Origin of the sequence: Buttiauxella sp. BIGb0471 (assembly GCF_024807715.1) — a bacterium.
In the GTDB taxonomy this organism is placed as follows: domain Bacteria; phylum Pseudomonadota; class Gammaproteobacteria; order Enterobacterales; family Enterobacteriaceae; genus Buttiauxella; species Buttiauxella agrestis.
This window is the reverse complement of record NZ_JANUEU010000001.1, coordinates 917118-941370: the sequence shown is the minus strand read 5'-3', so window position 1 is coordinate 941370 and position 24253 is coordinate 917118. Positions and strand designations below refer to the sequence as shown.

Here is a 24253-nt window from a genome sequence, read left to right as displayed (position 1 = left end):
GGTTTTTATATAGAGGTATTTAGCTGTGAGACAAATTAAAGCATCAGTTATAAACAATGGTGGCGTAAGCAATAGCGTTCACATTCCCGGCGATAACAGGCTGGGCAAAAGCATAATATCGGGCAGTAAATGTGGGTGAAACAGTGCCATTCACCACATTTAAATTCATATAACGCCCTGCGCCTATGGGAACAGCGCTGTTATTGTTTAATATTTGGATTCCAATTGTGCTTCCCGTAATGGCATCGCTGTTTCTAAATACGGCATTGTTGCTATCCACCACATCGCCGGTAAACATCAAAGAGATATTCGCCGGGCCGGTACAGGTCACATTAATATTAAATGTTTTATCCCCTGCCGTTGCACCCACTGTTGCCAGGTCATCGTTTAGAACGGTATTTAATGACACGGGGACCACAGGCGTTGCTGAACATGAGTTGATGACAGGATCGACGGGAATAGGCACGCCGGTACGAATGATCAGCATCGTCGCATCAGGCGTGCCGCTTACGTCTGTCGCTTGTACCCGCAAATAATCCATCGGCGGAAGTATGCCGGCTTCCACCGGCCCGGTTTTCACAAATTCAATGGTCGCCGTTCCGCTTCCTATAGCGGTCATTTGAACGGCTGATGTGTCATAAACCGTTGGCCAATAAGCACTGTTGTACCAGCCTTCAATTTTTCCGCGGTAGGAAACGCCGGCCAGGCCAGTCGGGTAAAGATTACCATTTGGGACGCCGTTGCCATATTGGCCAACATGAAACCCCGCACCCGATCCGTTCACCTGGCAACCATTTTGCAAAGGCCAGCTTAATTGCATAGTCGCCAATACCGATCCGACAGGTAAAGACGGGTCAATATTTAAATCAGCAGGTGGTGTCGCGTTATATATTACCGGGCAAGCTGCTTGCGTATACCCGGTAGTTAACGCAATTAAAAAAAGTGCCACTAATATGGCCTGGCGCAATACACCACGGATAACGCGGGGCCAATGGCTTTTATTCAGGTGTGGGAAATCAATACTTGCTTTCATTACTGTATCTCTTAAATAGTGTTGGGTTCTTTAACAGAAATTAGTGGAAAGGTTAATGGCATTGGCCATTAAGCGTTTGCACACCGGCATTCGCCACAGTCGTTCGGCTAAGCTGATAACTGACCTGACATTGCTCTTGCTTATCACTCCCCCACTTCACTAATAAATGGCCACTGTCAGCCAGGCCCGTGAGATAAACCTGCCCCGCATCACCGACAATAAAACCATCATCATTTTTATGCGCCATGTCGGTCACGATTGCGCCGAATGGAACGGGCGCACCGCCCAAACGGATAAGGGTCATCAAGGCACGCTGACCAACGCTTGCGTTGAAGTTTGCGCGCACTACCGCTCCCCTTGTTGGCACCACATTCTGGTTATTGAGCGTTAAGTCGACATCATCTGGCAGCGACTGAGTATTAAGCTGCACCGCATTTTTACGATACGGACTGGTATATGGCACGATGGCATAACCACGCCAGTCGGTTTTCACGCCAGGCTGGTTGTCAACGCCGACACCGCTCGCGCCAGGCGCCGACACTAACGCGACGGTTTCCCCCATCGGTTGACCAAAGGTCACGCCGTTTTGATGGGCAATAACTCCACCCTGCAAGCCATAATTCAGGCGTTGGCTATTCTGGTCGTAAGCATAACCACCCGTCACTTCGCCGTAGCTGCCACGATAATCAGCATTTAAGTTGCCGGTATAACCTGCGCCCTGGCTGCCATAACCTTGTTGGATACCCCAACTCAGGTTGTTGCCCTCCAGTGCTGTGCCATTGAGCCCCACGCTATTGGTGGTATTCCCATGCTTACTGGTGCTCAAGTTATAGCTGGCATAAGTGTTCGACATAAATAGGTTTAACGGCACGCTGATGTTGAAACTAAATACCTGGTCGCGGTCGTAAATACGCCCGTAACCCGCGCTGCTGCTGGAGGTGGAATTCTCGTTATAGCTGTAATTGAGGCTGTAACTCACACCATTCCACGTGTTGTTATACCCGCCGCCAATCGAGCGCATAGTGCGCCCACTGTTCCAATAATCTTCACTGACCCAACTGGCGGATAACGTCCCCAGATTGTGAGTAAGATCCTGGCTGATGCTCAGTTCACTGCGGTTGCGACGCCGCTCAGTCAGCAATGGGCGGTTACCATCACGCCAGGTGTCCATCACCTCTTGCAGGCTGTAGTAGCCATCCGTTGAATACCGATAACCCGCGATGGCGAAATTAGTGCCTGTTTGCACAAAGTTTTTGCTGTAGCGCACGCGCCAGGACTGGCCATTACTTTGCGCCTGCTCCTGCAACGTCGCCCACGCCTGCGTGATGTCAGTTGACAGCGCGCCGAACTCACCGAGATTTTTACCTAAGCCCAGCGCCATCGATTGATAGTGGTCGGCAAGCTGCCCACCGCCGTAAAGCGTGAATCCTTTTGGTAAACCGTAGATTGTCGTCCCTTGTGCGAACGGTGTTTTATCCACACTGCTGTCGTATGAACGATACTGGCCGCCGGTAATGCTATATTTCAGCCGCCCTTCACGCTGCAAAACGGGCAGAGAAGCAAACGGCACCACCAGCAATTGTTCACTGCCATCGGCCTCTTTGATGGTGACGTATAAATCGCCGGAGCCGCCGGTCGGGTACATATCGGTAATTTCAAAAGCACCGGGTGCAACGTAGCTTTGATAAATGACATAACCGTTCTGGCGAATAATCACCTGGGCATTGGTGCGAGCAATCCCGCGCACCACTGGCGCATAGCCTTTCATGCTGTCCGGCATCATGTCGTCGTCGGAAGCCAGTTGCGCACCACGAAACGGTACGCTGTCGAATACGTCTGACGGCGAGTTACTGTCACCCAGCGTCAACTGACTTTTGAGTGAAATAATGCTGCGCGATGCGTAGGTATACACCGTGTTCCACTTATCCTGACCGTCACTATCACGGCTCCAGGTGGTGTAATTACGCAACCGCCAGGCGCCGATATTCAAACCAGGCCGCAAGTTGGCGTATTGCGTATCGCTGTTAGCCCCACTTCCGTTGCGGGAAAAGTTGTTCGCGCCGCTCAAGCTGTAGTTAAGCAAAAATGCTGGAATTCCGTTATCCCACTGGGTTTCCGGAACATAACCGCGTGCATTTTGTGAAACCGCCGCCTGCGGAATGCTCAGCAAGAGTTGCTGCCCGCTGAAGCGAAATTCTGCACTAGCCTGTGGAATAGCACTCAACCTGGCGCACGGCGTATTTTTGTCACCCAACGCCGGGAACAAATCCGTTTTCACCCCAAAGGCTGCGAGTTGCGCCACGCTCAAACAAGGCTGAAGACTCTCTTTCCCCTGCAAATCTTCCTGAGTTTTGAATTCAACGTCACGCGTGTCTTGTATTTCGTTATTGAGGTATATATCGACATGATAAATACCGGGTGCCTGACCGGCGCCTATTTCAAAAACAGAAAGATCTGTTGCAGCCTGTTGTGCTGGATTAACTTCCAGCAGTGCCGGGTTAAATATATCTCGCGCCTCTACGCTACCCAGAAACATTAAATGTGCCGTAATAAATAAAGCCAGCCGACTGATGCGTAATGCGGGTTGTTTTGGCACCCGACTTTTATTGTTATTCATCTGGTTATTCCCGTGTGCTGGCAATACTGTGAAAATGTTTAACCATTTCCGCCCTGTAATTGTGGCCAAATACTTACATCGTGCCTTTGTGTTCCGGGCCAATAGCGCCGTAGTCGCTGATCACTTTCCAGCTCACGGCACCGCTATTAACACCGGCAGGTAATTTGAAATTCGCGTGACTCAACGGGGCGACAAATGTCGCGTCTTTCAGTGGTTTCCCACCCACACTCACTTCCATAAAGTTCATATAGAAAGGCGTTGGGTTAGTGACCAGAACACTGCTGCCGCTGCGTTTCCAGCTCAGTTGCCCCGCGACGTCTTCCGGCACTCCTGTTAACCCCTGTGGACGGAAAATCAGTTTGATACGGCTCTTCACCGCAATCTGTAAGGTGTTCTGGGTGGTTTTCCCGTCCCCGGAAGGAATGGCTTTGATGTTCAGCCAGTACAGTGATTCCTGGTTTGAAGGCAGATTTCCGCCAGCCCGCACCACGCGCAGCACGTTGTTTTGCCCTCCATCAAGACGAAACAGCGGCGGCGTCACAATAAAGGGGGCTTTCTCAGCACCACCCGCGGTCGTTTCCACCCAGGTCTGAATCAGGTAGGGCACGTTATCCGGGTTATTGACGCTCAGTGAAGACTCCTTCTTACTTGCGTCGTAAATAAGACGCGTACCGCCAACCACCACGCCAGCCTGAGCAAAGGCCGAAGTAAAACAAACCGTTGCCAGCACTAAACCGGTTAAAAATTTCATAAAATGTTCTCAAAGCAGTTAAAAGGCCGGTAACAGCGTCACCGGCAAGGAATGACTAAGGGCGTAATTATCTAAAAGATAAGGATTTAGTTGTAAGTCACGCTAAAGTTTGCAGAAGAGTTTGCCGGGCCCGCGGTCACGGTGTTGGAAACAGAGATATAACGCGCGGTGAAGTTCAGATCGTTTTCAACGCTACCGGATTGCAAGGTATACGCCGTGGAGTCCTGGAACAGTGGCAACACATCGGCAACGTCAGAAATCTGGATGCCGACGCCGGTTGCAACACCGGAAACCTGAGTCAGTTTCAGTACGCTGTTGTCACCGTTAAGCGCAGCGCCATCAAATTTGATTTTTGCCGCGCTCGCCGTCGCCGGGCAGTTAGTCAGTTTCAGGGTGAAACCTGTTGCTGCGGAAGTATCGCCTGAGGCGTTGAATTCAGATTTGGCTACGCTGCCTAAATTCACAATCAATGGGGTGGATGGGGTATTGACCACATCACAACCCGTATCGATGATTTCACCCTGGAAATTAACCTGACCACCCGTTGCGAATACAGAGGCGGAAGAGATAATTGCAACTGCAGCGAAAGCCATAGTGATTAAATTCTTTTTCATTTCAAAATTCCTTATTGGTTTTATTTACCACAAATAAAGAGCACCAATTCCAAATGGAGTTATTTAGAAGGCGGCTTTATTCCTTGCAGGCCCAGAGCGGGCAGGAAATAAAAACAGAAGGCATATATTGCAAAATCACTTTATTGTAAAATGATTCAGCTTGCATCCACTCCAGTTTTTACTAAAGTGATATTCCAGTATTCAATAAATAGTTTCAAGATGTTCAGTGTCTATTTTTAGACCCTGAAAGCCTTCATAAAGTAATAGATTGCTCGTCATAATTTCCTTCCTGAATTTTTTTCATCCGTAGAATACCTGCGAAGGAAATACAAAATGAATAACCTGCAAAAGACAGGAAAATCAAACACCTATGAATCAAGCTTAATTAAGCCTTTTTCAGACATCAATAAGCTCATAACAATATTGCAACCAAACTCCAGCAATATAGCTACAATGGGTAGGCAAAAAATCAACCTTCCCGATTCAGAAGGAAAACTAATATATTTGCTTCATGAAGGCAGTATTGCGTTGAATCGATGTAATGACGGCATGATTATAAGCTCCGAACGTGCGCCCTTCATTTTTGGTTTGTGCAAACAAATCACCTATTCCGGTAATGTTTTCATGCGCACCCAGGAAACAAGCAAAATAAGTTACCTGCCTTTGGACAAAGCCAATGAAATCATTACCAAGAACAACCTCTGGGAGGCATCGTGTCATATCATGATGTATATCGCCGCGCGCGTGTTTACCAACTACTCGCAACTCTCTCAGGCCTCATCTTACGAGATAATCCGCCACCAGCTTTTTGAGTTAATGAATGAATCAACCAGCGTAAGAAATACCGTTTCGGCAGCCAGTTACATTAAAGAACGTACCTTTTTATCGCGTAGCGGCATTATGCGAATCCTGGCAGAATTGAAAGCTGGCGGCTTCATTGACATCGATAAAGGGTTGTTAAAGAAAGTCAACCAACTCCCTTCCCGCTATTGAAATTTATTTCACTGACAGTTACGGTTTTCTTCCCCGCGAATCGCAGTATCTGAGTCGTTCAATGCAGTAGACAAATGGGATGTGCTATATTTTTTAAATGTTTATTGGCCTGTATGTGTAGCAGCCATGAAAGATAAAAGAACGATTATTCAAGAGTTTTTAAATGTTCCCTCGCCTTACGCGCAGGAGTTGTTGCGGGAACTTTCTGAAGGGGTGAAGTTCAAAATCTATCCACCCAGAACCCGTTTTAATACTGAAGATAATGGGCGTCATAATTGTTTCCTGCTGCGTGCGGGGGCCATTAATATTTGTGCTGACCCTAACGACAGAGTGATCAGTATTCAACAAGCCCCGGCTATATTGGGTTTTATTACCCTGCTATCCAGTGCCGTGGATTTTAGAATTTACACCCTCTTTGAAAGCGAGATAGCCGTCATCTCCAGAGAAAAGGCATTTAGTGTTATTGCTGAAAAGAATTTGTGGGAAACCTATGCCAAACATGCCGAAATAGTCGCTAATAGATTGTATCTACAGAATATGTTTATTACAGCCCCCACCTCGTATGAGGTCTTGCGTCACTTGCTTATCGATTTTATTAACCAGCCTGTAAACATTCGCCACTCTATTACCGTCGAGCGCTATGTCTGTGAAAGATCAAAGCTGTCCCGCAGTGGCGTGTTAAAGATATTGGCTAAGCTGAAAGAAGGGAATCACATCGTTATAGAGAAAGGCATTTTAATTGGGATCAATGATTTGCCTGAGGATTTGTAATCTGAAAGCGTAAAACACAGCCGATACACTGCATATAAATACGGCCTCTTCGCAGAGGCCGTTACTGATTAGCTGCCGATGACTCCGCCATCTGCTTTCACAATCACCACCGTGGAAGAACGCGGACGACTAGTTTTATCGCCATCAGGCCAGGTTGAAACGGCAGTAGGATTCGCCGGGTCGCTGATATCATCGCCAGGTTCGCCGGGGTGCTGGATATTAATAAACAGTGTGCGGTTGTCCGGGGTAAAGGCGATGCCGGTTATCTCGCAGCCGCGCGGGCCGGTGAGGAAACGGCGATATTCATTGGAGCCAGGTACGGTGGCGAGCATTTGGTTATTGCCCATGCCCTCGTAGGCTTTTTTGTTGATGGTGCTGGACGAGACATCCGTCTGAATCCATAACACGCCGCGATGGTCAAACGACAAACCATCCGCACTTCCAAATTCAGCCCCGGTCATTGAGCCTTTGGTTTTTTCATCCGCACTATCGGGTTTGCCGCCCAACACCAGAATGTCCCACTTAAAGGTGGTTGATGCCGGGTCGCTGTTCTCCTCGCTCCACCAGTGCATGATGTGCCCGTAAACATTGTTAGCACGCGGGTTAGCGGCATCTACCGGGGCTTTGCCTTCTTTGCCGCGATCGCTGTTATTGGTCAACGTGCAGTACACGCTCCCCGCGGTATGGGTATCGACCGCAATCCACTCCGGTCGGTCCATTTTCGTTGCGCCAACCACATCAGCGGCAAGACGGGTTTTGATCAGCAACTCGCCCTGGCTTGCAAAACCGTTACTGTGATCAAGTCCTGATTGCCCATAAACCAGTGGCAACCAGACACCGCTGCCATCGTCATTAAATTTCGCTACATACAGCGTGCCTTCAGAAAGCAGGTCCATTGCCGATTCGCGATTGCTGGCATCGTAAATGCCTGTGGAAACAAATTTATAGATGTACTCGAATTTCTGGTCATCGCCCATATAGGCAACAACGCGGTTATCCGCAGCCAGCGTCACCGCCGCCCCTTCATGCTTAAAACGCCCGAGCGCGGTATGTTTACGCGGAGTTGACGCCGGATTATACGGGTCGATTTCCACCACCCAGCCGAAGCGGTTGGGTTCATTCGGTGTGGCGTCCACGTTAAAACGCGGGTCAACTTCACTCCAGCGGTAGGAGTCATCGCTGTCGCTAATGCCATAGCGTTTTTCGAGTGCATTCGGCGCGGCTTTCTTAACGAAAATATCCGACCAGTTTTCTTCACACGTCAGATAAGTTCCCCACGGTGTATGCCCGTTGGCGCAATTTTGCATGGTGCCCAGCACCGTTTCACCCTGCGGGTCGGCTGCGGTTTTCATCAGGGCATGATGTTTCGCAGGCCCGGTTAAAGTCATTGGAGTGTTCACGGTGATACGACGTGCAAACTCAGAGGGGCGAACCACTGCCCAGTTTCCCCCCTCTTTTTTCACCTCGATAACCGAAACCCCCATCGCATTCTGCCCTTTGCGGACTTTATCCAGGCTCCAGTTCGCCACACCATCTTTAAACAGCAAACCGTTGTCGATGTATTCATGGTTCATCGCCAACAACCCGTGATGCGGGTCATCACTGCCCTGCGGCAGACCAAACCACGCCATGCCGTCATGGTGCATTCCCGCCTGAGCTGCCTGCTCATCAGTGGTGTTGCTGCCATCGGTTTTAAATTCCGGCAGATTGCCTTTTAAACCCACCGCATCGCCCCAGCGGTAAAACGGTCGCGCCACGTAGCCTTCAGGCACGTGAACGGTGTCGTCGGTCGAAACGCCGATACTGGTAAAACCGAGTGATGAAGGCCGCACCATGGCAGTCTCAACCGCCCATGCGGCAGGCGATTTCAGCAGCGCCGGGAATGTCACCGCCGTGCCGGCGAGTATACCCAGTTGCAGGAAGCGGCGGCGGCTGACAAAAGCACTGGCAACATCTGAGAAAACGGGGTTAGCGCTGCAATTGCTGATTTCGTTGCTGTGTTCTTTTTTAAACAGCGGCTTAAGGGGTCTGCTCATCATGGCTTCCTTTCGATATTGTTATCAGAAGTGAGCAGTGTAAGAAGGATTTGTTACAGATTTATAACAACAGACGCCAGAATTAAATCCATCATGGCCGCGTTATTCATTATCCAGCCAGTTGATGAAAAACTCGCTGAAAGCAGTCACCTGCAAAGGCTGGAAACGCCGTTGCGGGTAGACAAACTGGAGGCCGACCTGTTTTTTGTCATGGCGGCTGAAACCGATAAAACACTCCGCAAACAGAACCGCCAGCCGCCCCTGCTCCACATCACGCTTAACGTCCCACCACGATTTACTGGCGATACCCGCCCCTGCCAGCACCCACTGGCGCAGCAGTGCGCCGTCATCACACACCATCGCAGGCGTGACCCGAACCACGGCTGATTCGCCCTTTTCTTCAAAGCGCCACTCGTTCATCAGCGTGCCGCGTTGATCCATCACCAGACAGCGATGCGCGTGCAGCTCATCGGGATGCTGGGGAATGCCGTGCGTTTCAAGGTAGCTTTTCGCCGCCACGAGCACACGGTGGTTGGGGCGAATAAATTTAGTCACCAGATTGCTGTCCGGAAGGTTGCCGAAACGCACGCTCATGTCCAGACGGTTGGCAATCAAATCCACCACATTCTCGCTGAGATACACCGAGCTTCTGACTTCAGGGTGGAGACGGGAAAAATCGAGTAACGCGGGCGACAGATACTGGCGGCCAAAATCTGACGATGCTGAGATCCGCAGGCTGCCGCTCAGCACACCCTCTTTTTGCGTCAGTTTCGATTCGGCCTGCGCCATTTCTTCCAGCACGCGCAGCGCGGCATGATAAAACTCCTCCCCGGCTCGAGTCAGAGCGATGGCGCGCGTGGAGCGGTTAAAAAACCGGGTCTGATATCGCTCCTCCAGCGCTTTCAGCCTGGCCGTCATGGTGGCAGGAGAAAGGTTCATCCGGCGTCCGGCAGCAGCCAGCCCACCCGCCTCAACCACTTCCACCAGCAACGTAATATCTTCGAGCTTGCCCATTATTTTGTTTTCCTGAATAGAGAATCAGTTTTCGCTGCCATTATCAAAGCGATTCGCAGGGCGTAAAGTCAAGCCATAACTGACCTCCCTGGAGAATAAAACATGAAGCAACGTACCCTGTTTGAGAACACACAAGTTGGCGCTGTCGAACTGAAAAGCCGAATCGTGATGGCCCCGATGACCCGCGCCCGCGCTGCACAACCGGGCAATATCCCCACGGCATTGATGGCAGAGTATTACCAGCAGCGAGCCGGAGCCGGGCTTATCATCACCGAAGCCACACAAATTTCTCCCCAGGGTCAGGGATATTCCTGGACGCCGGGTATTCATTCTGCGGAACAGGTCGCGGGTTGGCGGCTGGTGACGGACGCCGTCCATAAAGTCGATGGCAAAATATTCTCTCAGCTATGGCACGTGGGGCGCATGTCTCATGAAAGTTTTCATCCCGACGGCAAGCCTGTTGCCCCTTCCGCGTTGTCGCCAGACGCGCAGGTGTGGGTGGTAAACAGCAATGGCGTCGGGGAAATGGTCGCCTGCCCGGTGCCACGTGAACTGACTCATGATGATATTCAACAGGTGATTGCGGATTACCGCCAGGCGGCCATTAATGCCATGGCTGCCGGGTTTGACGGTGTGGAAATCCACGGTGGAAACGGCTATCTGATTGACCAGTTTTTGCGACGCACCTCGAATAAGCGTACCGATGAATATGGCGGCAGTCTGGCAAACCGGGTGCGTTTTGCACAGGAAGTGTTGGAAGCCATCAGCGATGCCATTGGCGCAGATCGCACCGGCATTCGCCTTGCACCGTTTATTACCCAGCGTGGGATGGACGACTCGCAGACCAGTGAAGCCATTCTGGCCCTGGCCGCCTGGTGTGAAACCAAAGGCATTGCCTTTATTCACCTTGCCGAAGCAGACTGGGATGATGCGCCGCAGGTGCCATATGAGTTCAGAGAAACTCTGCGGGCGACATTCAGCGGGGCGATCATCGTCGCGGGCAATTACACGCGTGAAAAAGCCGACAAACTGCTGGCAGCAGGAGTGGTGGACCTGGTGGCTTTTGGTCGTCCGTTTATCGCCAACCCGGATTTCCCACGTCGTCTGAAAGGCAATCTTCCTCTGGCAGGTATTGGCAATCCGGCGACCCTATTTGGTGGCACCGAAGTCGGTTATACCGATTATCCCTTGCTGGCGGCTGAAGTCTGAGACGACGCTTATGCTCAGGCGGTGCATTTTTGCTCCGTCAGAGCCTCGGTGATAACCGTCGATAATCGTTCAAGTTTGATAGCCAGTTGAATACTCAACCAGACGTAGCCATGGACGGCGCTCTCAACCACTTCATCTCCCGAATGCGCCAATAACAATTCATGTAATTCAGTAGTGATGTCATTGAGTCGTTCGCTATTCGCCGCCGCAGGAGAAGGGTTGCCTTCATATAAGGCGTGAGCTAACACCTGTAATGTTTGTTGCGTCATTTTTTGCACTTCGGCGAGTGAGCGCGAATTCAGAATCAGAAAACGACTCCCGCGAGATGCCCAATGCGCCTCAACTTGTAATTGCTGCGTGGCAATCATATCTCTGGAAATAGATTGAATCTCATCCAGATGTTGTTTTGAAATTCCCGTTTCTTTACTGACCGGCATAATCAGGCTACGCATTTTCACGACATTCCCCAGAATACGTGAATTAAGTTTGGTGAGATTCGGACGGCTCAAAATATTCCACGAGAATCCGCTGGCGCTGACTTTTGCAAAATCATTCAGGAATGTAGCCAGCTGAATGCGCCAGTGAATAAAAGCCCGCTGCGGATATATACTGGTGAAAAACATCGCCAGAATACAGCCCAGAATGATATTTGTACTGCGCCATATTGCGGTCTGAATATCCCCCGCTGGGGCACTGCTCACCACCGCCAGTGTGATCCCAATCAGCAGTGCGGCATACGGGCGCTTACTCATGGTCAAATAACCGCAAAGAAATGCCGCACAGCCGCACCACACCAGCATTAATGGCAGAGAATACATTTCTATATGTAAAGCGATGATGCCTAAAATCGCCCCCGTGACCGTTCCCGCCATACGCTCAAAGGCGCGCGGAATGACATTACCCCAAAAGCTGATGGGTCCCATCACCACCACTAAGGTAATCAGCGGCCAGGAATGATCGGGTAAATTAGCCATTCTGATAATCAGAAATGTCAGGACAAATGCCACGGCGATGCGAATGCCATGAATAATGCGGTAGTGCTGATGAGCGTATAACTCCAGAGGTGTTAAGGCTTTGTCACGACGAACCGCAAAAATAGATTTTTTCATTTACGCTTCACAATAAATCAAGAATATTCCGGACAACTATTGGCCTGATAGCATTTCCGCGTGCGTAGCCAGCACGTTATTAATAAAGTTTTTCACAATAGGTGATGAATCGTGCGTTCGACTCACTACCGATAATGGAATATAAGCCCCCTCTTCAACGATGTCATAAAATGCAACACCTGATGAAGAATGGCTCATTGTCTTCATGGATGAAGGCACAATCGAAACACCTATACCCGCCGAAACCAGATTAATTATCGAGGATAACTGTGGCGCAGTTTGCTTCACGGTTGGCGTGCACCCTGCTCGTTCAAAGAGAGCGTAAATCGTGTCATGCAATTGGACGCTGTAATTACGCGGACACAAAATCATCTCTTCGTTTGCCAGTTGATTCAGTGTGATGTGGCTTTGCGCGATATAGGCATGATGCTCCGGGAGCACGATGGTCAAAGGCTCCTGCAACAATAATTGCAGCTTCAGCGAATCGCTATAAAGATGATCGGTACGCACAAAAGCAACATCAATGGTGCCGTTTTCTACCGCTTTAATCAGGTTGTCGGTATGCGCTTCGTCTAATTGCAGACTGACGTTTTTGTAGTCGTTATTGAATTTTTTGATACTGCGGGTCACGACTGAATTAAATGCCGATGACGAGGTAAAACCCACTTGCAGGACGCCCAATTCGCCACGCGAAGCTAAAAGTGCTGATAACTTTGCCTCTTCAACCAAACCCGGCAGCACTTTTACCGCATTATAAAATGCAATGCCCGCAGCAGTTAATTCGATACCCCGCGCAATTCGATGGAAAAGTTTGGTGCCAACTTCGTTCTCCAGATCACGGATCTGTATGCTCAGTGGAGGTTGACCAATACCCAATTTTTCTGCTGCATAGGTAAAGCTTTTGGCATCGGCAACGGCCAAAAAATAACGGATGTGTCTTAACTCCATTTGCTTACATGCCTGTCTGATAGCGATTCATTAAAGCGTATCAGGCTGCCTGAAATTTTCACTGCAACCTGATAGAGAGAAATTTGGGTAATAAAACTGAATTCGTAATTTTATTACATCGTCAAACTGTGACGCAGACTATATCTCTCCCCAAAAGCACGAGCAATGATATGACACAGGGCTTTGGTATATGTTTTTTATATGGGTTGTGTAATTTTAGTACGGAGTGGCACTGTCCGTTCTGTAGGATTCGTACAAAATTAAACGGCAGTCTCAATAAGATGAGGAGTCAGTCCGGTCATCCTTAACCAGCGTGAAATTTGATGGCAAACCCTTGTTTTTGCCAGTGTTCCAGTTGTTCTTGTTGGCGCAGAGTTAGTGCCTTTCCTGTCCAGACAAAAACATGTTGGCCTGGGAATAATTCCGGACGGGGTGAATCTAGCGGATCGGCCAGCACATCAGGACGCCAGCCATGTTGTGACAGACGCCAGGCCTCGAGCCACAGGCGGGTGCGGTCATCGCTTTCCCAGCCAATCATTAAGGTGTCCTGACCTTCAGTATTGCGTGATTCAGCAAGGCGCTGGACAACGTAGTCAATCAGCAACCCATCAAGCAGGCTTATCATTGCTCTGGAGGTATATTTATCGAGGCTAAGGCATTGACGAACCGGGATAAAAACATGGTCAATCAGGGTATCAACCGGGATTTCACGCCCCATGGACGCGATTTTTGCACGCAGTTTTGCCGGTTGGACAAAACGCAAAACGGTCATCACCTCTTCTTGCTGTAACCGCCAGGCATCATGGTCGTGAGCCGTAGTCTGGTTTGCTTCAAGCAAAGCTTTCACCTTGCCTACGGACACGCCGCTCTTAATCAGGCGTTTAATCTCTTCGATACGCAGGATATCTTCGTCATCAAACTGCCGATGCCCGCCCTCGCTCCTCTGCGGTTTGAGGAGACCGTAGCGACGCTGCCACGCGCGCAGCGTGACGGGGTTGATTGCACATCGTTCGGCAACTTCACCGATACTGTATAAGGTCATTCATTCCCTCGTTGTGAACTTAACACTTCCCTGTCGAAACTAACGACTCCGTGCGGGTTGTACAACTTATTTTTTTCATTGTACAACCTGATTCAGAGATCTGCTTTCCTTTCAGGCCAGGCCACGGCGGATATTCCGTTCAGACAAGCGCTGGCAAATAAGTTCCCCTGGAACTGCGTAATTCCAGCGGATTCCAGCCACATCCACTCCTCGGCCTTCTCCACTCCCACCGCTGAAATGGAGATTTCCAGCGAAGCACAGCACTTAATAATCGCCTGAATGATGGCCTGACGCGGGCCACTTTTATGAACATTCTTAATCAGTTCGCTGTTGATTTTAATTCTGTCTGGCTGAAACTGAGCCAGTAATAAAAGGCCGCCAAAACCCGCACCAAAATGGTCTATTGCGACGCTAATTCCTGCGGCTTTCAGTTGCCTGATGGCACCAGTGAATTCATCAATGCGCGAAATCACCTCGCTTTCAGTGAACTCTACCGTTACCTGTTCCGCGACCAGTCCATTTAGCTGAATCTCCCTTAGCAAAAAATCAACTGCGTCGGGAACCATCACCAGCGTCATGGGGAACAGGTTCACCGAAACAGAGTGCTCGCCAAGTTTGAGCGCACTCGCCATCGCAAAGGCCACTTTTTTGCTATTCAGGTCGGCTTCGTAAAGCGCGTTACCGCTAAGCCCGGCAAAATAGCTGGCCGGAGAATCGCCGCCGGGAGTGCGTAGCAAAGCTTCAGTAGACAAAATTTTCTGGGCAAACGGGTCGACCATTGGCTGGAATGCAAAGCTACAATCTGCGGCGTTTTCAGGAACCACTGCCCCTGTATGAACGTTCGTGTGGCTGAGTTTTTTGTCGCCCGTAACAAAGACCCAGGAGTCCGCTGGCGGAATTTCAAAATAGTTTTCTTTTTCAGTCGACTCAACGAATGTACGCAAAAATTTAAGCGCCCGATCGTTATAAATAAGCTGATACTTGGTTGTCCCTTTATCGAGCACCGCTTGCAGGACTTCATGCCCTTCATATTCTCTTAAATCAAAGAGTTCCATACCGGTTTTGCCAAACCGTCGCGCCGGGGCGTAGTCACACAGCAGCTCCACGATGTTGTGGTGACGCTCGTCCTGACAAATATGCTGGTAGATGTTCAAAACACTCGCTTCCGGGCCTTCAATCAGCTGAAAGAAGTGTGTGCCGTTAAACAGCAGTATGCCTGTCACATCGGCCTGTGCATTTTTAACATTGGCGACGGCAACCATATCCATGACCGAGGTAAAGGGAACGTTCTTACAGATATGACTGCGGTAAATGATGGTTGTGAGCATTCAGTGTCCAATTGGAGGCGATTTAAGTGTTTACAGTAGCAGATGAATAACCAAATCCCACACTAAAAATACATTAATATTAATAACTTATTAACAAAAAATGAACACACGTACACCCTATAAACAGATTTCACGGTGTGACTATGTGCAAAAAACAATATATCTGTACATGATTTTTTAACTCCATAAAAAAATTAGCAGCCTAAGCAACTGAAATTAAACATATAGCATTTAATGCTTAAGAATTTAAGACAATTCTTTACGTTTTTCTATGTACAGATTTTTAATATTTGTATAACTTTATTTGTACATTAACTAATGACTGCATGTTTACAGGAGTGACTAGTGCAACAGAACAACTACGTTCCCGACGCGGCTAACGCCATCACACGCTATTTCTCAAAGGCATCTTTGCCTTCCCAACAAGAAACTCTGGGGCAAATAGTCGTTGAAATCCTGAGTGACGGGCGCAGTTTGAATCGCAAATCAATCTGTACAAAATTGTTGCGTCGAGTTGAACACGCGTCCGGTCCGGAAGAAGAGAGCCACTACCACACTTTAATTGGCCTGCTTTTTGATCGTTAGGTTCAAACGGTAAACAAGCACAAATTACGGGTTTATTAGTAAACATTTTCGGGAGTATTATTTCAGGCTATATCGGAAAGCCTGGCAACCTTCAGCTCACCTCCTGCCTGAGAAAGCTGATTTCATGCCACGTTTCGGAAACGAACCACGCTGGCAAGCAGAGACGCAGTTATGAACAGAAGTAAAAGAGAGAAATTAATCGATCAGCTGATCGGAGAAGCAGTTTTATCAATCCTTTACGATAACGGAGCCATAAGCACCCGATCGTTGGTAGAAAGGCTGCAAATAATGGAAGCGACAGAAAGAGATGATCACCGACGTGATGTCATAGCCGATGTGATTGCAGATATTAGCAACCACCGCCTGGGGCTCTCGCGACGTGCTTTGATTCCTGCGCAAAACGATGGGGACAGGGACGGCCAGATTGAGCAAAGTAACAATGTATATTCGTTGTTTGACGAAAGTCCGGTACCTGGTAGCAGTAAAAAACACTGACTGCCTCTATTAACTCATAACTTAATAATGGTGAAGTAAATGACCCAAATAACGCTTCATAAATCAGAAATTTATGCCACTCTGCCAAACACTGCACTGACTGCATATTTCCGTAATGCTGGCGACATGCTGGCTGATGAGGCTGTATTACTCGGAGCGGTAATACGCAGTATTCTTGCTACTGATGGACATCTTACTAATAAAGCCATTATTCAACGGTTAATTGAGGCCATTGAATCCACGGACGATGTCGTGACCATTGATATCGTACGTAAGACCCTGGAAATCGTTGTTGACCATACTACGGACGATATTTAACAGGGGGTTATAATTTCGCATTATTTTTTCTCACAGCCTCGTTTACTTTCAGCCAATTTTTTATTTTCTCAGGCTATGAATTAACGCTTCGCTTAATCAGTGAAGTGTTGATTCATAGCCATATTATTATTTAAAAGCGACACTCAGCATCATCTCCCCCCCTCTTTTTTTTAGATATTTTAAAAGCATAACTGGAAATATTTAAACACCTCACTTCATTCGCAGACTATTCTTAAGACTTACGTTTAGGTTGTGAAAACCATTATTTAACCTTGAGCATCCTTTATTTCTCTGAAAACGTTGGAGAGTTAAAATGACAAATTACTACGTTCCTGAAGAACGGCATCACGACTCAACCTACAGAAAAGTTAATGACTTACCTTTAAAACGTATTTCCTGGAGTGCTATTTTTGCCGGTGTGGTTATTTCAATGGTGGTTTATTTATTACTGGCCATTCTTGGTACCGCCATTGGTGCCAGCACTATCGATCCCCTTAAAGAACAAGACCCTCTGGAGGGGATTGCAACCGGTGCAGCCATCTGGACCGGCCTGAGCATGCTTATCGCGATTGCTGCCGGGGGGTACGCAAGCGGTCGTTACGCTTTTCGTGATGGGGCCGTGCATGGCGTATTAATGTTTGGTGTTAACACGCTGATCTGCACAGCTTTTTTAATGATGATAGCAAACAGTGCGGTGACGGGAGCTATGAGTGCGGCCGGTACCGGCTTGCAGGCACTGGGGAGCGGAGTTTCAGCTGTCGCCCCTTCCATCACGCAGGTGGCAAAAGAGAAACTCAGCGACAGTGGTCTCAAGCTTGATGATTTACAGAACCAACTGGAAACAACCCTACGCCAGACCAACAAACCCGAGTTACAGCCTGGAGCATTACAGCAACAGGCAGCAACTGAGGGCAATAATGCGCAGGATCAGATAGCTCAGGGCGGTGACATCACCCAGTTCCTGAAAGGACTTGCAGAGAGAAACAGCGCAACGTTTGAAGCCGCCGACCGTGATGCGTTAAAAAATATTATCGTCGCGCGAACCGGTAAAAGTGACGCAGAAGCCGAGCAAATCGTCGCTCAGGCAGAGAAAAATTATCAGGCTGCACGTGCTAAATATGAAGAGCTGAAAAAACAGGCTGAACAAAAAGCCCGTGAGGCTGGCGAAAAAGCCGCAGCCGCCACTGCTAAAGCCAGCTGGTTTAGCTTTTTCATTTTGATTGTCGAGGCTGTGCTGGCGGGTGCAATGGGGATGCTGGGTTACAGGCATCAACCGCGCAAAGTTCTGGCCGATGAGCGTCCACTTTAATAACCAGTCCCTACTTAACTTCCTGGCCTGTCGCCGCAATACCGGTTAGACAGGCCCCACTCAAGTCAACTACGGAACAATAGCTATGCAAATCAAAACGCTTGAAGAATTATTTAAACATTTGCTGTCAGATACTTACAGTGCTGAAAAGCAACTCATTCGTGCTTTACCAAAACTTGCCCGAGCGGCACAGGATCCGTCACTTGAAGAGGCATTCCGCAGCCATCTTGAGGAAACGCGCGGACAGATAGAACGTATTGATGCTGTCGTGGAAAGTATTGAAGGTCTTAAACTTGCAAGGATCAAATGCGTGGCTATGGAAGGACTCGTTGAGGAAGGCGCTGAGATCATAGAAAGCATAAATGAAGGGCCGGTCCGGGATGCAGGACTGATTGCTGCCGCGCAAAAAGTTGAACATTATGAAATCGCAGCTTACGGCACGTTGTGTACTCTGGCTCATCAATTGGGTTATAGCGCAGCAAAACAATTATTGGGCGAAACGCTTGAAGAAGAGAAAGCCGCAGACAGCAAATTAAGTACTATTGCTGAGTCTACCGTTAATCCAGATGCAGAGAATAATTCACAACGCTAATTTATGCTCAAACACAAGGATAAATAATTTGTTATTTGAGTCAAATTGTTTCAATGAACAAATAACATTCACCCCTAATATTTTATGTTTTGCTAAATCGACATGAAATGTAATATTTTATTTTAATAAAAACATCTTCAAATTCAAAAATGGAATATTCTGAATGAAAAAATTAAATTGATATTTTTAAAGTCCTTAGCCTGTTGAAATTAAAGTAAAATCAAGACAAATACAATGCATGTAAATACCGTCTCGCTCGCATTAAAATTAAACAAAACTATACTGTAATAACAGCAATACGCTGTTTACCAGAACCGGAGTTACTAATGAAATATTTAATAATGAACGTCTCTAAAGATCAGCCAAAAAACCCAGACAAAGCCCCTAAAAATGACGAGAAAAAGCCTAAACAAAACCAAAAATAATTCTGGTTTGATTTGTTAGCTTCTTATTTCGTCGTTGGAGGTCATATGTCTGAACGCCCTGATTTGGTCGATCCCGTTCCGGTTGATGAACCCCTCCCTGGAGACACCATTCCCGATATCCCGGATGTTATAGATCCTCTTGACCCTGAAGACCCAGACGTCATAGATCCAGTAAGGTAATTGAGTTGGGGTTTAATCCAAACCGCCTAAGGGCGGTTTGTTTCTTATTAGGTTAGTGTCGCCAAAAACTACTTTTTTACATTACAGTCCGCGCATCCATGTATCTTTCGCCTGAAATTGCCCGGTCATTTTAGTCCACACGTCCTGCTAAATTTTCGCCTGATTGACCCGTTGCGAAAGTGCCTGATGGCTTTCCTTTCTTTCACTATATCGGTCTGCGAGATAATCGGCATTTCCCTTGAGTATTAACGTAATTTTAAACAGCTCTTCAGCCACATCAACAATTCTGTCGTACCAGGCGGAAGGTTTCATTCGACCATCATCATTAAACTCCTGCCACGCCTTGGGGACTGAAGACTGATTGGGAATAGTGAACATCCGCATCCAGCGTCCCAGAATTCGCATCTGATTCACGGTGTTGAATGATTGCGAACCCCCACAGACCTGCATCACGGCCAGCGTTTTTCCCTGGGATGGGCGAACAGCGCCTTCACTTAAGGGTATCCAGTCAATCTGAGCCTTCATCACCGAACTCATCGCGCCATGTCTTTCCGGTGAACTCCAGACCATTCCGTCACACCACCTCACCAGCTCCCGCAATTCGAGAACTTTGGGGTGAGTAACCGGTGCGTCATCGGGTAACGGTAGGCCAGATGGGTTAAATATTTTCACCTCGGCCCCCATTTTTGTCAGTAACCGCCCTGCTTCCTCGGCGGCAAACCGACTGTATGAGCGCTCGCGCACTGACCCATACAGGATCAGAATTCGCGGGGCCGCCTGGTCGCAGGCATCAAGTTTGCTGCTTATTGCATCATCAAAGTGCGCCTGTTCGAGGGCTGGTAAATGTGTCATGAATATTATCCTTTTCAATAGCTGTTCTTTAAAATTTATCACATATGAATTATCATATGTATAGTCATTTTACACCGAGGTTAAAAATGCTACAGCCTGTTCAGCTTTTTAAACTGCTTGCTGATGAAACTCGTTCATCCATTGTGATGTTGCTCAGGGAATCCGGTGAGCTGTGCGTTTGTGACATCTGCGGCGCTACGAAAGAGTCACAGCCTAAAGTTTCCCGCCACATGGCTCTGTTGCGGGAAGCGGAGCTGGTTATTGATCGACGTGAAGGAAAGTGGGTGCATTATCGCCTGTCGCCACATATGCCTGCCTGGGCTGCAGCCATCATTGATGCGGCCTGGAATTGTGAACGTGACGTTGTTCGTAGCAAACTGAGCCACGCGTCAATAACATCATGTTAAAAACAAGAGTTCACATACACAAAAACAAATATGAAGGGAGTTTATAATGCTATTGGCTGGGGCTATTTTCTTGCTCACTCTCGTTCTGGTCATCTGGCAACCCAGAGGATTGGGGATTGGCTGGAGTGCGGCGCTGGGTGCGGGTCTGGCGTTACTCACAGGCGTCGTTCACCTGAGTGATATTCCGGTAGTCTGGCAGATAGTCTGGAATGCCACCGCCACTTTTATCGCCGTGATTATCATCAGTTTACTGCTTGATGAATCTGGCTTTTTTGAATGGGCTGCGCTGCATGTTGCCCGTTGGGGAAATGGACGGGGTCGGCTGCTGTTTACTTGGATAATCCTGTTAGGCGCGATGGTTGCGGCCCTCTTCGCCAATGACGGTGCCGCACTGATTCTGACGCCGATAGTCATTGCGATGCTTCTGGCACTGGGTTTCAGCCAGGGAGCCACCTTAGCGTTTGTGATGGCCGCAGGGTTCATCGCCGATACCGCCAGCCTGCCGCTTATCATCTCGAACCTGGTCAATATCGTCTCTGCGGATTTCTTTAAGCTCGGGTTTACAGAATACGCCGCCGTGATGGTGCCTGTTAACCTCGCCGCCATTGCCACCACGCTGGTGATGCTGCATCTGTTTTTCCGCAAAGATATTCCCGCCACTTACGATGTTTCGCTGTTAAAAGAACCAAAAGACGCGATCCGGGATGTGAATACCTTCAAAACCGGTTGGCTGGTTCTGATTCTGCTGCTGGTCGGTTTTTTCGCTCTGGAGCCACTCGGTGTCCCCGTCAGCCTGGTCGCGGCTGTTGGCGCGCTAATTTTGCTGGGTGTTGCCCGCAAAGGTCATGCCATTAATACGGGCAAAGTCTTGCGTGGCGCACCGTGGCAAATCGTTATCTTCTCGCTCGGTATGTATCTGGTGGTCTACGGGTTACGAAACGCCGGACTGACTCACTTTCTCTCAGCTGTGCTCAATCAACTGGCAGAACAAGGGCTGTGGATAGCGACACTGGGGACCGGCTTCCTGACGGCATTTCTTTCGTCGGTGATGAACAATATGCCAACCGTGCTGGTTGGAGCGCTGTCGATTGATGGCAGCACGGCGACAGGCGTTATCAAAGAAGCGATGATTTATGCCAACGTTATTGGCAGCGATCTTGGGCCGAAAATCACCCCGATTGGCAGTCTGGCAACGCTGCTTTGGCTCCATGTTCTGTCGCAGAAAAATATCAAAATCACCTGGGGATATTACTTCCGCGTGGGGATTGTCATGACTCTTCCGGTCCTTTTCGTCACGCTGGTCGCCCTGGCACTGCGCCTGACTTTCACCCTCAAATGAGAATCTAAAATGAGCAATATCACTATCTATCACAATCCGGCCTGTGGAACCTCTCGCAACGTGCTGGAGTTCATTCGCAATACGGGCACTGAACCCAACATTATTTTATATCTGGAAACACCTCCTTCCCGTGAGGAACTGGTCAAATTGATCGCGGATATGGGCATTACAGTGCAGGCGCTGCTACGCAAAAATGTAGAACCGTATGAACAATTAAAACTGGCGGAAGGATCATTCACCGACGATCAGATCATTGACTTCATGTTGCAGCATCCGATTCTGATTAACCGCCCGATTGTTGTCACCCCCATAGCAACCCGGCTATGTCGCCCCTCAGAAACAGTCCTGGACATTTTGCCCAATTAGCAAAAAAGATCGCCTCTTCAGGCGATCTTTTTTATTTCTGGGGAATACAGAGACATCCTCCGCACTAAGATGATCTCGTCGCATTAATGTCAATTGTTGTGCGCTTCGCAACGCCAGAAAATCTGTAAAAGTAGACAATTGTCGACTTTTCATCTTAAAGTCCTGCACTTCGCACCAGACAACACTAGTATCCGGTGACCCAATATTGTTGATGAAATGTTAAAGAGCGGCCTGCCAGATAGCCGTCGCCATTTCGGTCTTCACAAGTACGTATTACAGACCTTTTCTGGAGATTTTATGTATTCCTCTGCAAACCAAAACGAGAGCCGAACGTTTTTCGGCCATCCTTATCCGCTAGGCTCATTATTCTTCACAGAAATGTGGGAACGCTTTTCGTTTTACGGCATCCGCCCGTTACTGATTTTGTTTATGGCGGCAACGGTTTATGACGGAGGCATGGGGCTGGCACGCGAAAACGCCTCCGCCATCGTCGGCATCTTTGCCGGTTGCATGTACCTCGCCGCATTGCCGGGTGGGTGGCTTGCGGATAACTGGCTTGGGCAACAAAGAGCCGTCTGGTATGGCTCGATTCTCATCGCCCTCGGACATTTGTCGATTGCCTTGTCTGCATTTATGGGCAACAACCTGTTCTTCATCGGCCTGATGTTTATCGTGCTGGGTTCTGGCCTGTTTAAGACCTGTATCTCAGTGATGGTGGGGACGCTCTATAAGAAAGGCGATGCGCGTCGTGACGGTGGTTTTTCACTGTTTTACATGGGTATTAACATGGGTTCGTTTATCGCCCCGCTGATTTCCGGCTGGCTGATAAAAACGCACGGCTGGCATTGGGGCTTTGGTATTGGTGGTATCGGTATGTTGGTGGCGCTGATTATTTTCCGCCTGTATGCCGTTCCGGCGATGAAACGTTACGACAGCGAAGTGGGCCTGGACTCAACCTGGAACAATCCGGTGGCGAAGAAAAACGGTGTCGGAGCCTGGTTGCTGGTGTTAGCGGTGGGTGTGGCGATTCTCGTTACGCTGATTGCACAGGGTGTTATCGTGATTAACCCTGTCGCCGTTGCCAGCATGCTGGTGTATGTGATTGCCGCCTCGGTTGCGCTCTACTTTATCTATCTTTTCGTCTTTGCAGACCTGAACAGAAAAGAGCGTGCCCGACTGCTGGTTTGCTTTATTTTGCTGGTTTCCGCCGCCTTCTTCTGGTCAGCGTTTGAGCAAAAACCGACTTCGTTTAACCTCTTCGCAAATGACTATACCAACCGCATGATTGGCGACTTTGAAATACCCGCCGTGTGGTTCCAGTCAATCAACGCATTGTTTATCATTATACTGGCACCGGTGTTTAGCTGGGCATGGCCCGCGCTGGCACGCAACAATGTGCGTCCGGGTAGCATCACCAAATTTGTTATCGGTATTCTGTGTGCGGCGGCAGGGTTCGGCATCATGATGTTGGCCGCGCAAGACGTGCTCAATAACGGCGGCGCGGGTGTATCACCATTGTGGCTGGTGGGAAGCATCCTGATGCTGACACTGGGCGAGTTGTGCCTCAGCCCGATTGGCCTGGCAACCATGACGCTGCTGGCACCGGAAAGAATGCGTGGCCAGATGATGGGGCTTTGGTTCTGCGCCAGTGCGCTGGGCAACCTGGCTGCGGGTCTGATTGGCGGGCACGTTAAAGCCGACCAGTTGGATATGCTGCCGAACCTGTTCGCACGTTGTTCCATTGCGCTTCTGATTTGCGCCGCGGTGCTGTTCGTTTTGATTATTCCGGTGCGCAGAATGCTGGCAAACGCTCAGGTTAAAGCAGAGCAGAAACCCGCCACCAGTGCCTGATTAAACTCGCAGGCTGGGTGATTAACTTTGCCCATACGCAGAGGCCGGTCTTTCGACCGGCCTCTGCGT

Annotated in this window: 22 protein-coding genes and 1 pseudogene; 12 read left to right on the top strand and 11 right to left on the bottom strand. The window is 48.9% G+C overall.

Annotated features, from left to right (window positions below):
• Positions 1–43: 43 nt before the first annotated feature.
• The 4 genes from M2371_RS04390 to M2371_RS04375 form a co-directional block, all read right to left on the bottom strand.
• A complete protein-coding gene (locus M2371_RS04390) occupies positions 44–1033 on the bottom strand; it encodes a fimbrial protein (protein ID WP_259266998.1) in 990 nt (329 codons plus the stop codon).
• A 52-nt stretch (positions 1034–1085) separates the two neighbouring features.
• Positions 1086–3650: a fimbria/pilus outer membrane usher protein gene (locus M2371_RS04385; protein ID WP_404979370.1), complete on the bottom strand. Its 2565-nt coding sequence runs from the start codon at positions 3648–3650 to the stop codon at positions 1086–1088.
• Between the two features lie 73 nt (positions 3651–3723).
• The gene (locus tag M2371_RS04380; protein ID WP_115627941.1) at positions 3724–4401 is read right to left on the bottom strand and encodes a molecular chaperone; all 678 of its coding nucleotides are present in this window, start codon (positions 4399–4401) and stop codon (positions 3724–3726) included.
• 86 nt (positions 4402–4487) lie between these two features.
• A complete protein-coding gene (locus M2371_RS04375; protein ID WP_259266997.1) occupies positions 4488–5015 on the bottom strand; it encodes a fimbrial protein in 528 nt (175 codons plus the stop codon).
• A gap of 333 nt (positions 5016–5348) precedes the next feature.
• Between M2371_RS04375 and M2371_RS04370 the strand changes: the two genes are divergently transcribed.
• Positions 5349–6008, top strand: coding sequence for a helix-turn-helix domain-containing protein (locus M2371_RS04370; RefSeq protein WP_172894005.1), 660 nt, complete (start codon positions 5349–5351; stop codon positions 6006–6008).
• A gap of 126 nt (positions 6009–6134) precedes the next feature.
• Complete coding sequence (locus tag M2371_RS04365) at positions 6135–6779, top strand: helix-turn-helix domain-containing protein (RefSeq protein WP_259266996.1); 645 nt, start codon at positions 6135–6137, stop codon at positions 6777–6779.
• Between the two features lie 68 nt (positions 6780–6847).
• On the opposite strand, the gene M2371_RS04360 is transcribed toward M2371_RS04365, so the two are convergent.
• Positions 6848–8815, bottom strand: coding sequence for a PhoX family phosphatase (locus M2371_RS04360; protein ID WP_259266995.1), 1968 nt, complete (start codon positions 8813–8815; stop codon positions 6848–6850).
• Between the two features lie 102 nt (positions 8816–8917).
• Positions 8918–9829 (bottom strand): LysR family transcriptional regulator, encoded by a 912-nt coding sequence (locus M2371_RS04355; protein WP_259266994.1) that lies wholly within the window; start codon positions 9827–9829, stop codon positions 8918–8920.
• Between the two features lie 102 nt (positions 9830–9931).
• Here M2371_RS04355 and M2371_RS04350 point away from each other — a divergent pair, with 102 nt between their 5' ends.
• Entirely contained in the window at positions 9932–11038 is a 1107-nt protein-coding gene (locus M2371_RS04350; protein ID WP_259266993.1) for an alkene reductase, read from the top strand.
• A 14-nt stretch (positions 11039–11052) separates the two neighbouring features.
• Here M2371_RS04350 and M2371_RS04345 read toward each other — a convergent pair whose 3' ends face one another.
• The 4 genes from M2371_RS04345 to M2371_RS04330 form a co-directional block, all read right to left on the bottom strand.
• On the bottom strand, positions 11053–12147 hold the full coding sequence (locus M2371_RS04345; RefSeq protein WP_259266992.1) for an FUSC family protein: 1095 nt from the start codon (positions 12145–12147) through the stop codon (positions 11053–11055).
• Positions 12148–12183: 36 nt separating this feature from the next.
• Positions 12184–13095 (bottom strand): LysR family transcriptional regulator, encoded by a 912-nt coding sequence (locus M2371_RS04340; protein WP_259266991.1) that lies wholly within the window; start codon positions 13093–13095, stop codon positions 12184–12186.
• A gap of 304 nt (positions 13096–13399) precedes the next feature.
• Positions 13400–14137, bottom strand: a complete 738-nt coding sequence (locus tag M2371_RS04335) for a MerR family transcriptional regulator (protein ID WP_034495809.1) — start codon at positions 14135–14137, stop codon at positions 13400–13402.
• A gap of 92 nt (positions 14138–14229) precedes the next feature.
• A complete protein-coding gene (locus M2371_RS04330; RefSeq protein WP_259266990.1) occupies positions 14230–15465 on the bottom strand; it encodes a diguanylate phosphodiesterase in 1236 nt (411 codons plus the stop codon).
• A 345-nt stretch (positions 15466–15810) separates the two neighbouring features.
• On the opposite strand from M2371_RS04330, the gene ycgZ reads away from it, so the two are divergent.
• The 5 genes from ycgZ to M2371_RS04305 all read left to right on the top strand — a co-directional run bounded on the left by ycgZ (position 15811) and on the right by M2371_RS04305 (position 18764).
• Positions 15811–16050, top strand: a complete 240-nt coding sequence (gene ycgZ, locus M2371_RS04325; RefSeq protein WP_034495812.1) for a regulatory protein YcgZ — start codon at positions 15811–15813, stop codon at positions 16048–16050.
• Between the two features lie 171 nt (positions 16051–16221).
• A complete protein-coding gene (locus tag M2371_RS04320; protein ID WP_172893997.1) occupies positions 16222–16545 on the top strand; it encodes a hypothetical protein in 324 nt (107 codons plus the stop codon).
• 39 nt (positions 16546–16584) lie between these two features.
• Complete coding sequence (locus M2371_RS04315; protein WP_034495815.1) at positions 16585–16863, top strand: biofilm development regulator YmgB/AriR family protein; 279 nt, start codon at positions 16585–16587, stop codon at positions 16861–16863.
• Between the two features lie 313 nt (positions 16864–17176).
• On the top strand, positions 17177–18172 hold the full coding sequence (locus M2371_RS04310) for a DivIVA domain-containing protein (protein WP_259266989.1): 996 nt from the start codon (positions 17177–17179) through the stop codon (positions 18170–18172).
• 85 nt (positions 18173–18257) lie between these two features.
• Positions 18258–18764, top strand: a complete 507-nt coding sequence (locus M2371_RS04305) for a ferritin-like domain-containing protein (protein WP_259266988.1) — start codon at positions 18258–18260, stop codon at positions 18762–18764.
• Between the two features lie 752 nt (positions 18765–19516).
• Here the strand turns inward: M2371_RS04305 and arsH are convergent.
• A complete protein-coding gene (gene arsH, locus M2371_RS04300) occupies positions 19517–20221 on the bottom strand; it encodes an arsenical resistance protein ArsH (protein WP_259266987.1) in 705 nt (234 codons plus the stop codon).
• Between the two features lie 86 nt (positions 20222–20307).
• Between arsH and M2371_RS04295 the strand changes: the two genes are divergently transcribed.
• The 4 genes and pseudogenes from M2371_RS04295 (at position 20308) to M2371_RS04280 (ending at position 24184) form a co-directional block, all read left to right on the top strand.
• Positions 20308–20628: a metalloregulator ArsR/SmtB family transcription factor gene (locus M2371_RS04295; RefSeq protein ID WP_259266986.1), complete on the top strand. Its 321-nt coding sequence runs from the start codon at positions 20308–20310 to the stop codon at positions 20626–20628.
• A gap of 46 nt (positions 20629–20674) precedes the next feature.
• On the top strand, positions 20675–21967 hold the full coding sequence (locus tag M2371_RS04290; protein ID WP_172893992.1) for an arsenic transporter: 1293 nt from the start codon (positions 20675–20677) through the stop codon (positions 21965–21967).
• 9 nt (positions 21968–21976) lie between these two features.
• Positions 21977–22330, top strand: a pseudogene (gene arsC / locus M2371_RS04285) (arsenate reductase (glutaredoxin)); the annotation flags it as partial.
• A gap of 300 nt (positions 22331–22630) precedes the next feature.
• Positions 22631–24184: a peptide MFS transporter gene (locus M2371_RS04280; protein ID WP_259266985.1), complete on the top strand. Its 1554-nt coding sequence runs from the start codon at positions 22631–22633 to the stop codon at positions 24182–24184.
• The last annotated feature ends 69 nt before the right edge of the window (positions 24185–24253 follow it).

Coding starts and splice junctions, on each gene's coding strand:
- M2371_RS04315 (WP_034495815.1), top strand. CDS start 16,585: ATGACCCAAATAACGCTTCATAAATCAGAAATTTATGCCACTCTGCCA.
- M2371_RS04390 (WP_259266998.1), bottom strand. CDS start 1,033: ATGAAAGCAAGTATTGATTTCCCACACCTGAATAAAAGCCATTGGCCC.
- M2371_RS04340 (WP_259266991.1), bottom strand. CDS start 13,095: ATGGAGTTAAGACACATCCGTTATTTTTTGGCCGTTGCCGATGCCAAA.
- M2371_RS04375 (WP_259266997.1), bottom strand. CDS start 5,015: ATGAAAAAGAATTTAATCACTATGGCTTTCGCTGCAGTTGCAATTATC.
- M2371_RS04365 (WP_259266996.1), top strand. CDS start 6,135: ATGAAAGATAAAAGAACGATTATTCAAGAGTTTTTAAATGTTCCCTCG.
- M2371_RS04350 (WP_259266993.1), top strand. CDS start 9,932: ATGAAGCAACGTACCCTGTTTGAGAACACACAAGTTGGCGCTGTCGAA.
- M2371_RS04280 (WP_259266985.1), top strand. CDS start 22,631: ATGTATTCCTCTGCAAACCAAAACGAGAGCCGAACGTTTTTCGGCCAT.
- M2371_RS04370 (WP_172894005.1), top strand. CDS start 5,349: ATGAATAACCTGCAAAAGACAGGAAAATCAAACACCTATGAATCAAGC.
- M2371_RS04295 (WP_259266986.1), top strand. CDS start 20,308: ATGCTACAGCCTGTTCAGCTTTTTAAACTGCTTGCTGATGAAACTCGT.
- M2371_RS04355 (WP_259266994.1), bottom strand. CDS start 9,829: ATGGGCAAGCTCGAAGATATTACGTTGCTGGTGGAAGTGGTTGAGGCG.
- arsH (WP_259266987.1), bottom strand. CDS start 20,221: ATGACACATTTACCAGCCCTCGAACAGGCGCACTTTGATGATGCAATA.
- M2371_RS04290 (WP_172893992.1), top strand. CDS start 20,675: ATGCTATTGGCTGGGGCTATTTTCTTGCTCACTCTCGTTCTGGTCATC.
- M2371_RS04305 (WP_259266988.1), top strand. CDS start 18,258: ATGCAAATCAAAACGCTTGAAGAATTATTTAAACATTTGCTGTCAGAT.
- M2371_RS04335 (WP_034495809.1), bottom strand. CDS start 14,137: ATGACCTTATACAGTATCGGTGAAGTTGCCGAACGATGTGCAATCAAC.
- M2371_RS04360 (WP_259266995.1), bottom strand. CDS start 8,815: ATGAGCAGACCCCTTAAGCCGCTGTTTAAAAAAGAACACAGCAACGAA.
- M2371_RS04330 (WP_259266990.1), bottom strand. CDS start 15,465: ATGCTCACAACCATCATTTACCGCAGTCATATCTGTAAGAACGTTCCC.
- M2371_RS04380 (WP_115627941.1), bottom strand. CDS start 4,401: ATGAAATTTTTAACCGGTTTAGTGCTGGCAACGGTTTGTTTTACTTCG.
- M2371_RS04320 (WP_172893997.1), top strand. CDS start 16,222: ATGAACAGAAGTAAAAGAGAGAAATTAATCGATCAGCTGATCGGAGAA.
- M2371_RS04345 (WP_259266992.1), bottom strand. CDS start 12,147: ATGAAAAAATCTATTTTTGCGGTTCGTCGTGACAAAGCCTTAACACCT.
- M2371_RS04310 (WP_259266989.1), top strand. CDS start 17,177: ATGACAAATTACTACGTTCCTGAAGAACGGCATCACGACTCAACCTAC.
- M2371_RS04385 (WP_404979370.1), bottom strand. CDS start 3,650: ATGAATAACAATAAAAGTCGGGTGCCAAAACAACCCGCATTACGCATC.